Below are 12949 nucleotides of genomic sequence, written 5' to 3' on the forward strand. Positions count from 1 at the left end.
ATGCGACTGGTATTCCGGCGGGCTTGCAGACCCGATCACTGATGAGCAGTGACGGGAATCAAGTTACCGAGCGGGCCCAAGGCGCACAAGCCGGCGGATTCTGTCTTACGTGTAGGGAGTGGCGCAAGGCGTTGTAGCCTCTGGATGGTAACGGCAAGCTTCATTTAAACGATCGCGGTTTTTCTTGTTTAAAACGTGCCCCATAGGAGCGTAATGATGTTCACTTAAGCGCGACTCTTCGGTCATGCCTGCCTTTGTGGCGAGCGAGCTGCTTGCGCTGGGCTGCGTAGCGGCCCCAAAATCTGAACAATCGCCGGTTTTTGTGAGTGCTACGCACTCAAGCGGGAGCAAGCTCCTTCGCCACAGGTTTCTCACTGACTCAAGATTCTCTTAAGTGAACAGCATTACCCGTAGGAGCCTCGCAGCAGATCCTGCTCACGCTCACACAACTCCACCACGTAATCCCACAACACCCGCAGCCGCACGGACTTGTGCAGCTCGCGCCGCGTGCTGATCCAATAACTGCGCTGGATGCTTTCATCCGGCAGCAACGGCACCAAGTCCGGATCGGCGCTGGCCATGTAGCACGGCAACACGGCGATCCCCAACCCCGAGCGCGCGGCCTGTTGTTGGGCGATGACGCTGGTGCTGTGGAAGACCACCTGGGGGTTGCGGCAGAAGCTGTTGAGGAACATCAGTTCCTGGCTGAACAGCAAGTCGTCGACGTAGCCGATCCATGCATGCCGACCGAGGTCTTCGCGGCTGCGCAGTGGTGGCGCGCGGTCCAGATAGGCCTGGCTGGCGTAGAGCGCCAGTCGGTAATCGGTGAGTTTTCGAGTGACCAGCATGTCGGCGGCCGGGCGTTCCAGGTGAATGCTGATCTCGGCTTCACGGTTGAGAATGCTGACGAAGCGCGGCACCGCCACCAGCTCCACCTCCAACCCCGGATAGCGTTCGAACAGCCCGTTCATGCGGCTGGCGAGGAACATGATGCCCAGCCCTTCCGTCACCCCGACGCGGATCTTGCCCAGCGGCGCGGATGATTGGGTGATTTCTTCCTGAGCCAGCAGCGCGACGTTTTCCATGGCCTCGGCGTGTTTGAGCAGCGCTTCGCCGGCCGGGGTCAATTCGTAGCCTTGGGTATGCTGGACGAACAGCGCGGTGCCGAGGCTTTTTTCAATGGCTTCGATGTGCCGGGCCACGGTGGCGTGGGTGGTGTTCAAACGGCGAGCGGCGGTGAGCAAGCGGCCGCTGCGCTGCAATTCGAGAAAAAACCGCAGGTCATTCCAGTCGAACATGAACCATCCCTGACGTTATGCCGTTAACGACGCTGTCTAAAAACGCACAGCAGCTGCGCAAAAACTAACATTCTTTTAACGAAAGCTAACAACTAGGATGACCGACAACAAGAACAACAATACGAGGTCAGGGATGCAGACTTCCCTTGATGAATACGACTACATCGTGGTCGGCGCCGGGCCGGCCGGTTGTTTGCTGGCCAATCGATTGTCAGCCAACCCGCAGCATCGCGTGCTGCTGCTCGAAGCCGGCGGCCGCGATAACTACCCGTGGATTCACATTCCCGTCGGTTACCTGTTCTGCATCGGCAACCCGCGCACCGACTGGTGCTTCAAGACCGAAACGCAACCGGGCCTGCAAGGCCGCGCCCTGAGCTACCCACGCGGCAAGGTGCTCGGCGGCTGTTCTTCGATCAACGGCATGATCTACATGCGCGGCCAGGCCGGTGATTACGACGGCTGGGCGGCCGAGGGCAATGCCGGCTGGGGCTGGCAAGACGTTCTGCCCCTGTTCAAACAAAGCGAAAACCACTTTGCCGGCGACTCGGAGTTTCATGGCGCTGCCGGCGAATGGCGGATCGAACGGCAGCGGCTGTCGTGGCCGATCCTCGACGCCTTCCGCACCGCTGCCGAGCAAAGCGGCATTGCCAGCATTGATGACTTCAATCAGGGCGACAACGAAGGCTGCGGCTATTTCCAGGTCAACCAGAAAGCCGGGATCCGCTGGAACGCGGCCAAGGCGTTTCTCAAACCGATCCGCCAGCGCGCCAATCTGACGGTGCTGACCGACGTCGAAGTGGACCGCGTGCAGCTGGAAAACGGCCGTGCCTCAGCAGTCAGCGCACGTTGGCAAGGCCAGGCCAAAACCTTCAAGGCACGCAAGGAAATTGTGCTGTGTGCCGGTTCCGTCGGTTCACCGGGCATCCTTCAGCGTTCCGGAATCGGCCCTCGCCCGCTCCTGCAAAAACTGGGCATCGGCGTTGTCCATGAACTGCCCGGCGTGGGCGGCAACCTGCAGGACCATCTGCAACTGCGGCTGATCTACAAACTGGAAAACGCCCGCACCCTGAACCAGATTGCCGGCACGCTGTGGGGCAAGATGGGCATGGGCCTGCGTTATCTGTATGACCGCAGCGGCCCGCTGTCCATGGCACCGAGCCAACTCGGTGCCTTCGCCCGTTCGGGGCCGGAGCAGACCTCGGCGAACCTCGAATACCACGTGCAACCGTTGTCGCTGGAGCGCTTCGGCGAGCCGCTGCACGCCTTCCCCGCCTTCACTGCGTCGGTCTGCGATCTGCGCCCGCAAAGCCGTGGCCGGATAGACATTCGTTCCGCCGACCCGCGGGAAGCGCCGCTGATTCAGCCCAACTACCTGAGTCATCCCGAAGACTTGCGAGTGGCAGCCGACGCCATCCGCCTGACCCGCCGCATCGTCTCCGCGCCCGCCTTGCAAGCGTTCAAACCGGTCGAGTACCTGCCCGGCGACAGCTTGCAGAGTGAAGAGCAATTGCACGAAGCGGCCGCCCGGATCGGCACGACGATTTTCCACCCGGTGGGCACCTGCCGGATGGGCAACGATGCGCACGCGGTGGTCGACGCCGAGTTGCGTGTTCACGGCATCCCCGGCCTGCGCATCGCCGATGCTTCGATCATGCCGCGCATCACCTCAGGCAACACCTGCTCGCCGACGTTGATGATTGCCGAGAAAGCTGCGCAATTGATCCTCGAAACTACCGCCAACACCCCCACTGTGGGAGCGAGCCTGCTCGCGATGACGGTCTGACATCCAACATCTATGGTGACTGATACACCGCCATCGCGAGCAGGCTCGCTCCCACAAGGGATTGCACTCCAACAGGGATTGCAGCTGATTCGCGAGCATTGAGCATTACCCCTACAAGGAACACGCAACACCAGTGGAACAACAAAAACAATCACTGTGAGGGATACCGATATGTCAGAACATGTTCAGCCCCTGGAAGCCGTCCGCAGCGCCGGCACCAGTCAGGAAACCCAGAAAGTCATCTTCGCCTCGTCCCTCGGGACGGTGTTCGAGTGGTACGACTTTTTCCTCTATGGCGCCCTCGCGGCGGTCATCAGCAAACAGTTCTTCGCCGGGGTCAACGACACCACGGCGTTCATCTTCGCGCTCATGGCCTTCGCCGCCGGCTTCATCGTGCGGCCGTTCGGTGCGCTGGTGTTCGGACGTTTGGGGGACATGATCGGGCGTAAATACACGTTCCTCGCGACCATCGTCCTCATGGGCCTGGCGACGTTCTGCGTCGGTTTGCTGCCGACTTATGCGAGTATCGGCATTGCCGCGCCGATCATCCTCGTGGTGCTGCGCATGCTCCAGGGTCTGGCGCTGGGCGGTGAATACGGCGGCGCGGCCACTTATGTCGCGGAACACGCGCCGATCGGCAAACGCGGTTTCCACACCAGCTGGATTCAGTCCACCGCCACCCTCGGCTTGCTGCTGTCGCTGCTGGTGGTGCTCGGCTGCCGCTACTTCACCGGTGACCAGTTCGAAGTCTGGGGCTGGCGCATTCCGTTTCTGTTTTCAATCGTGCTGCTGGGCATCTCGACCTGGATTCGCTTGAGCCTGCATGAGTCGCCTGCGTTCGTGAAAATGAAAGAAGAAGGCAAGCTCTGCAAGTCGCCGCTGCGCGATTCCTTCGGCAAATGGGACAACCTCAAAGTGGTGCTGATTGCGCTGTTCAGCATCAACGCCGGGCAAGCGGTGACCTTCTACGCAGCGCAGTTCTATGTGCTGTTCTTCCTCACCCAATTCCTGAAAATGGACCCGGCCCTGGCCAACAGTCTGCTGATCGTCAGCGTGATCATTGGCGCACCGTTCTTCATCTTTTTTGGCTGGCTGTCGGACAAGGTCGGGCGCAAACCGGTGCTGATGATCGGCCTGTTGCTGGCCACCGCGCTGTACTTCCCGATCTTCAAGACTCTGGCCCATTACGCCAACCCGGCCATCGACCAGGCCAGCCGCCAGGCACCGATCACCGTGCTGGCCGACCCGGCCACCTGCACCTTCCAGTTCGACCCGGTGGGCAAGGCTAAATTTGATAGCCCGTGCGACAAGGTCAAAACCTTCCTGGTCAAACAAGGCCTGCCCTACAACAGCGAAGCGGCTCCGGCCGGCAGCGCCGTGCAGGTCAGCGTCGGTGAAGTGAAACTTGAAGGCTACGATGAAGCGGCCCTGCGTGGCGCCGTGACCCTGGCTGGGTATCCGTCAAAAGCCGACACCCAGCTGATCAACAAACCGATGATCGTGGCGCTGATCGTGGCGCTGATTATCATCTCCGCCATGTGCTACGGCCCGCTGGCAGCGTTGATGGTCGAACTGTTCCCGACCCGCATTCGCTACACCTCCATGTCCCTGCCCTACCACATCGGCAACGGCTGGTTTGGTGGTTTCCTGCCGACGGTGTCGTTTGCCCTGGTGGTGTACACCGGGGATATTTTCTATGGGCTGTGGTACCCGGTGGTGATTACCGGGGTGAGCCTGGTGGTGGGAATGATCTGTTTGCGTGAGACGAAGAATGTGGATCTGGACAAGAACTGACGGCACGTACCTCTAGCCCAGGCTTACCTGTGGGAGCGGGCTTCCTGTGGCGAGGGAGCTTGCTCCCGCTCGGCTGCGAAGCAGTCGCAAGACGGACACCATGCTCTATCTGAATCCCGTGCGCTGACAGGCTTCGGGGCCGCTACGCGCCCCAGCGGGAGCAAGCTCCCTCGCCACAATGGTACGCGAGACTCTGAATTTCTGTTAACTGGCCGACATTAGGCCAAGCCCCCCACCACAATGCTTTCTGCACCTCAGGTATCAAGCACCTCAAACGTCACTTCTTCAGGATAAAACGCCACATACCCGCGAATCTGCTCAACTGACACCTTCGGGTCCTCATAACTCCACACCGCATTGGCACCTTCATGCCCGGGTATTTGCAGGCTGAAATAGCTGGCATCGCCCTTGTACGGGCAATAGCTGGTGTGGTCGGTGCGGGCGAAATAGTGTTCGGCGATGTCCTCACGAGGGATGTAGTACACCGGAGGATAATTGGCCTCATGCATGACCAGCGCCCGAGTGGATGACGCCACTTGAATGCCATGGAACTTCACCACCACGCAGCCGGGTTGAGGGGCGATGGCGATGGGATTACCGGGACCTGGGACTTTCATGGGATAGCTCCTCTGTTACAACGGCGAAGATCCAAATGGAGCGCAGGCTTGTTCGCGATGGGCAGCATAGCCCTCACACACCTTTACCAGGAACCATCAGGTATAACCCATGTTCCGTCGACGCGACGGTTTCGCAGCCGAACGGGTGCAAGCTTGCTCGCAGAGGTAGTACTGTCGAAATCCCGCTTGGCGTTGGAGTTGAAACCATAGACCGTGTCGTCGGCGCGAGTCTCGAGGTTGGCACCGCCATTGGCACCAGGTTGATCGTGGTGGATTGACCACAGTCATCAACGGCAACAGCTTAAGCTGTACATCCATACAGATAAAGATTGCTCCATCGCTCATCAGCCGCCATTCTGTGCATCTCCCGAACACTGATTGATGATGGTGGTTATGCAGCTGTACCTCTGTGAAAAACCCTCCCAGGCCAAAGACATCGCGGCCGTGCTCGGCGCCAAGCGCCGGGGCGACGGCTGCTGGCTGGGAACGGGTGTCACGGTGACCTGGTGCATCGGCCATCTGCTGGAAACCGCACCGCCGGATGCCTATGACGCGCGTTACAAGCGTTGGGTGCTGGCGGATCTGCCGATCATTCCCGAAAAATGGAAGATGACCGTCAAACCGCGCACGGCCAGCCAGTACAAGGCGGTCAAACGCTTGCTCGGCGAGGCCAGTGAACTGGTGATTGCCACCGACGCCGACCGTGAGGGCGAGATGATCGCCCGGGAACTGGTGGAGCATTGCCGTTATCGCGGGCCGATCCGGCGGCTGTGGCTGTCGGCGCTGGACGATGCATCGATCCGCAAGGCACTGGCGGCGCTCAAGCCGGGGGCCGAGACGTTCAGCCTTTATCATTCGGCATTGGGGCGCTCCCGGGCCGACTGGCTGATCGGGATGAACATGAGTCGGCTGTTCACCCTGCTGGGGCGTCAGTCCGGCTATCAGGGCGTATTGCCGGTCGGTCGGGTGCAGACACCGACCTTGCGCCTGGTGGTGGATCGCGACCGCAGCATTGCCGATTTCGTCCCGGTCGCCTACTGGGCGATCGATGTGCAACTGCTGCACGATGGCACCGCGTTCACCGCCCAATGGCGTGCGTCCTCCGACGCTTGCGACGATCAGGACCGTTGCCTGAATCAGGCGCTGGCGCAAAAAGCGGCTACGGCCATTAGCGGTGCGGCGAGCGCTCGGGTGATCAAACTGCGCACCGAGCGGATGCGCGAAGTCGCGCCTTTACCGTTCGATCTGGGCACGTTGCAGGAAGTCTGTTCAAAGAAGCTCGGGCTCGGTGCTCAGGAAACCCTCGATATTGCCCAGGCGCTGTACGAAACCCACAAAGTCATTACCTACCCGCGTAGCGACTGCGGCTACCTGCCCCTGAGTCAGCACAGCGAAGCCCCGGGTATTCTGGCGGCGCTTCGGCAAGCCGATCCGGCCCTGAACGCCTTGCACGATTACCTGGAGCCCCAGCGCCGCTCACGGGCCTGGAACGATGCCAAGGTCAGCGCTCACCACGGCATCATTCCCACTGCGGCGGCGAAAAACCTCGACCGACTGGTAGGCAAGCAACGGGCGGTCTACACCCTGATTCGTGCGCGTTATCTGGCGCAGTTCCTGCCCAACCATGAGTACGACCGGACCCAGGCCGACTTCGACTGTGCCGGTGAAGCCTTGCGTGCCGTGGGCAAGCAGATTGTCGAGCCCGGCTGGAAACGCGCCTTGCCCGAAGCCCTCGCGCCAGCCAAGGGCCGCGAAGCACCGGCACCACAAACACTGCCGGCATTGGCAGAAGGGCGTGACTGCGCAGTGGCCGACGTGAAGCTCAAGGACCTCTGGACCCAGCCGCCCAAGCCATTCACCGAAGGTGATCTGATCAAGGCGATGAAGAACGTCGCCAAACTGGTGGAAGATCCGCTGCTCAAGCAGAAGCTCAAGGACACCACTGGTATCGGCACCGAAGCCACCCGCGCCTCGATCATCCAGGGCCTGCTGGACCGCGGCTACCTGATCAAGAATGGCAAGGCCCTGGCCGCGACGCCGGCAGCGTTCAGCCTGATCGATGCCGTGCCGCGCGCGATTGCCGACCCCGGAACCACGGCGATCTGGGAACAGGCCCTGGACATGGTGCAGAGCGGTGAAATGAGCCTGGAAGAATTCGTCACCAAACAGGCTGCGTGGATGAGCAAGCAGGTGGCACGTTGCGCCGGCCTGAACCTGACCATCAGCGGGCCGGCAAGCCCGGCCGGGCGTGGCGCCACACCGTGGAAAAACAAACGCAAACCGGCCAAACGCAAGCCCTCGACCGGCACCAAACGCGCGGTGAAACCGGCAAGCAAGGCTTGAGGACAGTTCGAGCGAACCTGAATGGTCTAGTGTTCTTCATGTCCGGCAATAGCCCCCATGCCAGTCAGTCAAGCCCAATCCATGTGGGAGCGAGCCTGCTCGCGAAGGCGACGGCACAGTCAATATTGATGTCGACTGACACACCGCTATCGCGAGCAGGCTCGCTCCCACAGGTTCCGCCCCCTAACTGACAGGCATCAGGCAACAGCCCAGCTTTCTGAAAAGGTACGACCATGACGACAATCAGAAGCCAGCCCTCAATAGAACTGCACGCCGCTCAGCGCGACGAACTGGAAACCATCGAAAACCTGATGCAGTTCTACATCTACGATTTCAGCGAATGGCTGCCCCTGAAACTCGGGGATCATGGCTTCTTCAACATCCAGCCCAAGCTTGATTACTGGCGCAACCCGGCAACCAGGCCGTTTCTGATCAAGGTTGACGGCGAGCTTGCCGGTTTTGTGACCGTGGATAATGAAACCCATACCGTCGGCGCCGAGCACAACATCGGCTACTTTTTTGTCAGTCGACGCTTTCGTGGCCAAGGCGTCGCGAAGTTTGTCGTCTCTGCCCTCTTGAACCGATTCCCCGGTCAATGGCAGATTTTCCACATCGATGCCAACCAGCCTGCACGGCTGTTCTGGGCCAGGGTGATGCCCGATCTCACGGGTGGCGAGTTCACCTTGCATCACCTGTCGATCGACGGTTATCCATGCACCGTTTACCGCTTTAAAAGATCGCAGCCTTCGGCAACTCCTACGGGGCCGGGGTAGGAGCTGCCGAAGGTACGATCTTGGCGATTCTGTGACATCACAGCCCTCCAATCGCTAGCCACACCCGACTTTCTAATTCCAAAACCACTTTGTCCGACAATATGTAGTGAACAAAAATAATCACTACAAAACCGTTGACGCCTCCGGTTTGCCCTTGCATGATGCAGACGTCTCCCCGATCGGGAGTACAGGCAACACGTTTGAGCAAGCTCGTCTGACCGCCGAGCTGTTTTTCCCGGATACACGCTGCCCACAAGGCAGATTGAAGAAGCTGACCTGGCCTGAACGTCCAGTACAAAGGACGAGAAGCGCTGGCGATCAATCCTCATGAAGCTTGTGGCCGACCCTGAAAATGTCGGCAGTGGCCTCCAGGTTTTCGCTGCTTCTCTTCGTTGTGACGCTATTGCGTAGCAGTTATTCAACACGACTACATGCAGCAGACGCGAGACCCCGTCGTATTGACGGTCGACCGCTGACGTCCTGGTTTCGGTGCCAGGGATCAACTAACCGATGGGCTACTTGTATTAGCGAATCAACTTTGAAAGATCACCAAATGGTCAAGGGGCTTACAATGAATCTGAACAATCAACCTACTATCGATGAACTGGCTCGCTTGTTCGCTGCGCAAAAAGACAGCCAGGACAGCCATATTCTGTGGATCAGCAAATCGGGCCAGGTTCATATCGACTGCCTGTCGCCTCATGCCCACGAAGAAGAGTTCGACCAGAACAACCAGAACCTGCTCGCCCGACTGAAGATGTACCGTCGCGGCCAAGGCTATGTCGGCAAGAAAGCCGCGGCCGACAAGGACTTCATCGGTAATGTGCTGCAAACGCTGAAACAAGCGTGGGCATCGATGCAGAACCAGAACGAAGTTCGGGTGATTGATCGGTTGTACTGATCTCTTTCAAAGGGGTCTCCCCCCATAAACAAAAGGCCCCGCTCGTATCATCGAGCGGGGCCTTTTTTTGTTTGTCGCGTATACACCTCTTACTTCGCACTGAGTCAAAAGAACAGAGCTATGGTTAACAGAGCGCTGGACATCGGTTTATTCACTGGAGGTCTGCGATGAAAAGAACCCTGACATTCATGCTACTGGCGTTGGCGGGTGCCGCTCATGCGAACAGCGTTCCCGGCGTTCCTGCCTTTGATGTGGACTGCCCCGGGAAAATCATGGTCCACGCCGACCAGGATGGCCCGGTCTTGATCAACAGCAAAGAAGCCCAGACCAAAATGATCAACGATCGCCTTTTCGAGGCCAAGGGGGCGGACGTAACGATCTCGATCAGCATCGCGGATGACGATTCGGTTGCCGTGACCTATACCAGCAAGAAAGGCGGCAATGGCATCTGCCAGTCCGTGGATGATTGATCTACACGCTGGCGCTGGCGGTCATCACCAGGTTCGCGAACGCCACCGACGCGGCGCTGTGATAATTGTTCTTCCTGCGCAGCAACGCCGCGTCGCGCCGGGGTGCTTCGCCCTGTAATTCAATCCGGCGCAATGCCCGCTCCGCAGTGGCGATGGGTTCAGGGAGGATGGTGGCCATCGGCGCGTGGCGAATGACCTCCAACAGCGTACTCACCGAGTTCACCTCGATCGCCACTTTGGGCGTGATGTTCTGTTGCCGAAAATACCCGTCGATGGAGGATCGGGTAATGAAGTCCGGCGTCAGCAACGCGAACTCCAGCTGCGCCACCTCCTTTGCCGATAGCGGGTTCTGGCGCTCGTACAACGGATGACTGCGCCCGACCATCACGCCCAAGGTCTCGACAAACGCCGGCACGCACTCGATGTCGGGGCTTCTCACCGGGGTAAAGGCGATGGCGATGTCCAGCGAGTCATCGAGCAACCCGGCCTCGATGTCATCCATCGATAACTCGAAAATCTGCAGACGGATGTTCGGAAACTTCGCCACGTAATCGCGCACCAACGGCCCCACCAGATACGCCATGAACGTTGGCGTCATGGCCAATCGCAAAGTGCCGCGAGACAAGTCCTTCACGTCATGCAGCGCGCGTTTCCCCGCTTCAAGCTCCACCAGTACCCGACGGGCACTTTCGATATAGGCCAGTCCCGCATCGGTCGGCTTGACCGTGCGCGAGGTGCGGTCGAACAAGCTCACGCCCAACGTTTCCTCCAGTTGTCGGATCTGCTGGGACAGCGTCGGTTGGGAGACATGCAACGCCTCGGCGGCGCGGGTGAAGCCGCCGTGGTCGGCGACTGCCAGCAAGTAGCGCAAATGTCGAAGCAGCATGGGGGTACACCATCTATAGGCAGGGCTTATGCGAAGCATTGTATATCGGTCTTGGACGCTATGGATCAATCGACCGAAGATGGCTCCACTTTCCAGCCACAACCGATAGGAGTCACATCATGCAACAGTCCCACGCTTACCAGGACCCGAGTCTGGCCCTGACCACTTCGATTCTCGATGCCAAGGCGCGCAAGAATCTGTCCTGGCAGGATCTGACCGACGGCACCGGCCTGGGTCTGGCCTACGTCACCGCCGCCCTGCTCGGCCAACATCCGCTGCCGGAAGCTGCCGCCAAAGTGATTGGCGAGAAACTCGAACTGGACGCCGACGCCGTGGCCCGCCTCCAAATCATTCCGCTGCGCGGCAGCCTCTCGGGCGTCCCGACCGACCCGACCATCTACCGCTTCTACGAAATGATCCAGATCTACGGCACCACGCTCAAAGCCCTGGTTCACGAGCAATTCGGCGACGGCATCATCAGCGCGATCAACTTCAAGCTGGACATGAAGAAAGTTGAAGACCCGGAAGGTGGTTCCCGCGCAGTGATTACTCTGGACGGCAAGTTCCTGCCGCTGCGTCCGTTCTGAAATAGCCCGCACCGACTGATGTCAGTCAGTTAAGAATTTGAACACCGCCCTCCTGTGGGAGCGAGCCTGCTCGCGATAGCGGCGGGTCAGCCAACATTGATGCTGAATGTACCGCCATCGCGAGCAGGCTCGCTCCCACATGGATTGTGCCTAACTGACTGGCATTAACCCCCCCTCATTCATTGCAAGGAAGTCCGCCATGAAAGCGCTCATCGAAGGTTTATTGAAGTTTCAGAACGAAGCCTTTGTACAACGTACCGACCTGTTCAAACACCTGGCCACCACCCAGCATCCCGGCACTTTGTTCATCACCTGTTCCGACAGCCGTGTGGTGCCGGAACTGCTGACCCAGCAAGAGCCCGGCGAACTGTTCGTGGTGCGCAATGCCGGCAATATCGTGCCCTCTTACAGTCCGCATCCCGGCGGCGTGTCGGCCACGGTCGAATATGCGGTCGCGGTATTGGGCGTGACCGACATCGTAATCTGCGGGCATTCGGACTGCGGCGCCATGACCGCCATTGCCCAGTGCAAATGCATGGATCACCTGCCCGCAGTCAGTGGCTGGTTGCAACACGCCGAGTCGGCCAAAGTGATCAATGACTCCCGCCCTCACGCCAGCGACGCAGCCAAGGTGAATTCGATGGTCCGGGAAAACGTTATCGCCCAACTGGCAAATATCCAGACTCACCCGAGCGTGCGTCTGGCCCAGGAAAAAGGCCTGCTGAATCTGCATGGTTGGGTGTATGACATCGAGACCGGTTCGGTCGATGCTCTGGATGCCAGCCGTCGCAACTTCGTGTCGCTGGCCGAGCACCCGGACACCTGTGCGGTGTATGGTCAAGCGGTCGAAGCCGCCTGAAGTCTTCACCCGCCCGAGCTGCGCCAGGCTTGGTGCAGCATGACAAAATGGGCACGCGCGCGACTACACCCGCCGACCGGGAATGTGACACTCACAAGATCGCCACTGTCATTTATCGTCCATCTTTGTAGACGATTGTGACCGACGCTCGGAGGACTCTTCGGCGTTGGGCGCTTCTGGAAAACTGCCCGGCGTGAACACGTGAGTGAGCAATTCGCTGGCGTCGATGTCGACAACACCGTGAACCGAACGGGCCAGAGCAACAGCATGCTCACACTGCCTGTGAGTGTTGACGCGGCCGCTCAATGCCACCCTGCCCGCATGGGTTTTGACATGGACATGCAGGCCAAGGGTTGAGTCGGCCAATGCCAGGGCCGACTTCACCCTGGTGGTAATCCACGCGTCGTGAACGACCGATTCCAGATCATGAGAGTAATGTTGAAAGGAATGAAGTTTCATGGCGCAACCCTCCCTCACGTAATCAGATGCGCCGCCCGCCCCACCGCAGACACGGACACACATTAATTATAGTGCGGCCGTTGCCTGCAGTCGGGGGGCTGTCCCTGATGCCGGTAAGTTAAGCCGCGCAAACTTGTGGGAGCGAGCCTGCTCGCGATGACGGGGGCACCTTCAGCATC

Annotated in this window: 12 protein-coding genes and 1 pseudogene; 8 read left to right on the forward strand and 5 right to left on the reverse strand. The window is 59.5% G+C overall.

Features of this window, described 5'->3' with window-relative positions; all coding sequences use genetic code 11:
- Positions 1-404: 404 nt before the first annotated feature.
- Entirely contained in the window at positions 405-1298 is an 894-nt protein-coding gene (locus tag BK662_RS21795) for a LysR family transcriptional regulator (RefSeq protein WP_123359786.1), read from the reverse strand.
- 133 nt (positions 1299-1431) lie between these two features.
- On the opposite strand from BK662_RS21795, the gene BK662_RS21800 reads away from it, so the two are divergent.
- Both BK662_RS21800 and BK662_RS21805 read left to right on the forward strand, forming a co-directional pair.
- Complete coding sequence (locus BK662_RS21800; protein ID WP_123359787.1) at positions 1432-3081, forward strand: GMC family oxidoreductase; 1650 nt, start codon at positions 1432-1434, stop codon at positions 3079-3081.
- Positions 3082-3252: 171 nt separating this feature from the next.
- Positions 3253-4875 carry an MFS transporter gene (locus BK662_RS21805; protein ID WP_123359788.1) on the forward strand — a complete coding sequence of 541 codons (1623 nt, stop codon included), beginning with the start codon at positions 3253-3255 and terminating at the stop codon, positions 4873-4875.
- Positions 4876-5129: 254 nt separating this feature from the next.
- Here BK662_RS21805 and BK662_RS21810 read toward each other — a convergent pair whose 3' ends face one another.
- Together BK662_RS21810 and BK662_RS21815 are read right to left on the reverse strand one after the other, a co-directional pair.
- Positions 5130-5492: a DUF427 domain-containing protein gene (locus BK662_RS21810; RefSeq protein WP_123359789.1), complete on the reverse strand. Its 363-nt coding sequence runs from the start codon at positions 5490-5492 to the stop codon at positions 5130-5132.
- Between the two features lie 155 nt (positions 5493-5647).
- Positions 5648-5737, reverse strand: a pseudogene (locus BK662_RS21815) (M10 family metallopeptidase C-terminal domain-containing protein); the annotation flags it as partial.
- Positions 5738-5885: 148 nt separating this feature from the next.
- On the opposite strand from BK662_RS21815, the gene BK662_RS21820 reads away from it, so the two are divergent.
- The 4 genes from BK662_RS21820 to BK662_RS21840 all read left to right on the forward strand — a co-directional run bounded on the left by BK662_RS21820 (position 5886) and on the right by BK662_RS21840 (position 9979).
- Positions 5886-7835, forward strand: a complete 1950-nt coding sequence (locus BK662_RS21820; RefSeq protein ID WP_123359790.1) for a DNA topoisomerase III — start codon at positions 5886-5888, stop codon at positions 7833-7835.
- Positions 7836-8068: 233 nt separating this feature from the next.
- A complete protein-coding gene (locus BK662_RS21825; protein WP_123359791.1) occupies positions 8069-8608 on the forward strand; it encodes a GNAT family N-acetyltransferase in 540 nt (179 codons plus the stop codon).
- Between the two features lie 571 nt (positions 8609-9179).
- Positions 9180-9509 carry a hypothetical protein gene (locus tag BK662_RS21835; RefSeq protein ID WP_052962958.1) on the forward strand — a complete coding sequence of 110 codons (330 nt, stop codon included), beginning with the start codon at positions 9180-9182 and terminating at the stop codon, positions 9507-9509.
- A 167-nt stretch (positions 9510-9676) separates the two neighbouring features.
- The gene (locus BK662_RS21840) at positions 9677-9979 is read left to right on the forward strand and encodes a hypothetical protein (RefSeq protein ID WP_123359793.1); all 303 of its coding nucleotides are present in this window, start codon (positions 9677-9679) and stop codon (positions 9977-9979) included.
- Position 9980: 1 nt separating this feature from the next.
- Here BK662_RS21840 and cynR read toward each other — a convergent pair whose 3' ends face one another.
- Positions 9981-10865: a transcriptional regulator CynR gene (cynR, locus tag BK662_RS21845; RefSeq protein WP_123359794.1), complete on the reverse strand. Its 885-nt coding sequence runs from the start codon at positions 10863-10865 to the stop codon at positions 9981-9983.
- 119 nt (positions 10866-10984) lie between these two features.
- Between cynR and cynS the strand changes: the two genes are divergently transcribed.
- Positions 10985-11452: a cyanase gene (cynS, locus tag BK662_RS21850; RefSeq protein WP_030130783.1), complete on the forward strand. Its 468-nt coding sequence runs from the start codon at positions 10985-10987 to the stop codon at positions 11450-11452.
- A gap of 199 nt (positions 11453-11651) precedes the next feature.
- Entirely contained in the window at positions 11652-12311 is a 660-nt protein-coding gene (locus BK662_RS21855) for a carbonic anhydrase (RefSeq protein ID WP_123359795.1), read from the forward strand.
- Between the two features lie 108 nt (positions 12312-12419).
- Here BK662_RS21855 and BK662_RS21860 read toward each other — a convergent pair whose 3' ends face one another.
- Positions 12420-12770, reverse strand: a complete 351-nt coding sequence (locus BK662_RS21860) for a BON domain-containing protein (protein WP_123359796.1) — start codon at positions 12768-12770, stop codon at positions 12420-12422.
- Positions 12771-12949 lie beyond the last annotated feature (179 nt).

It is taken from the genome of Pseudomonas frederiksbergensis, assembly GCF_003732275.1.
Lineage (GTDB): Bacteria > Pseudomonadota > Gammaproteobacteria > Pseudomonadales > Pseudomonadaceae > Aquipseudomonas > Aquipseudomonas frederiksbergensis_H.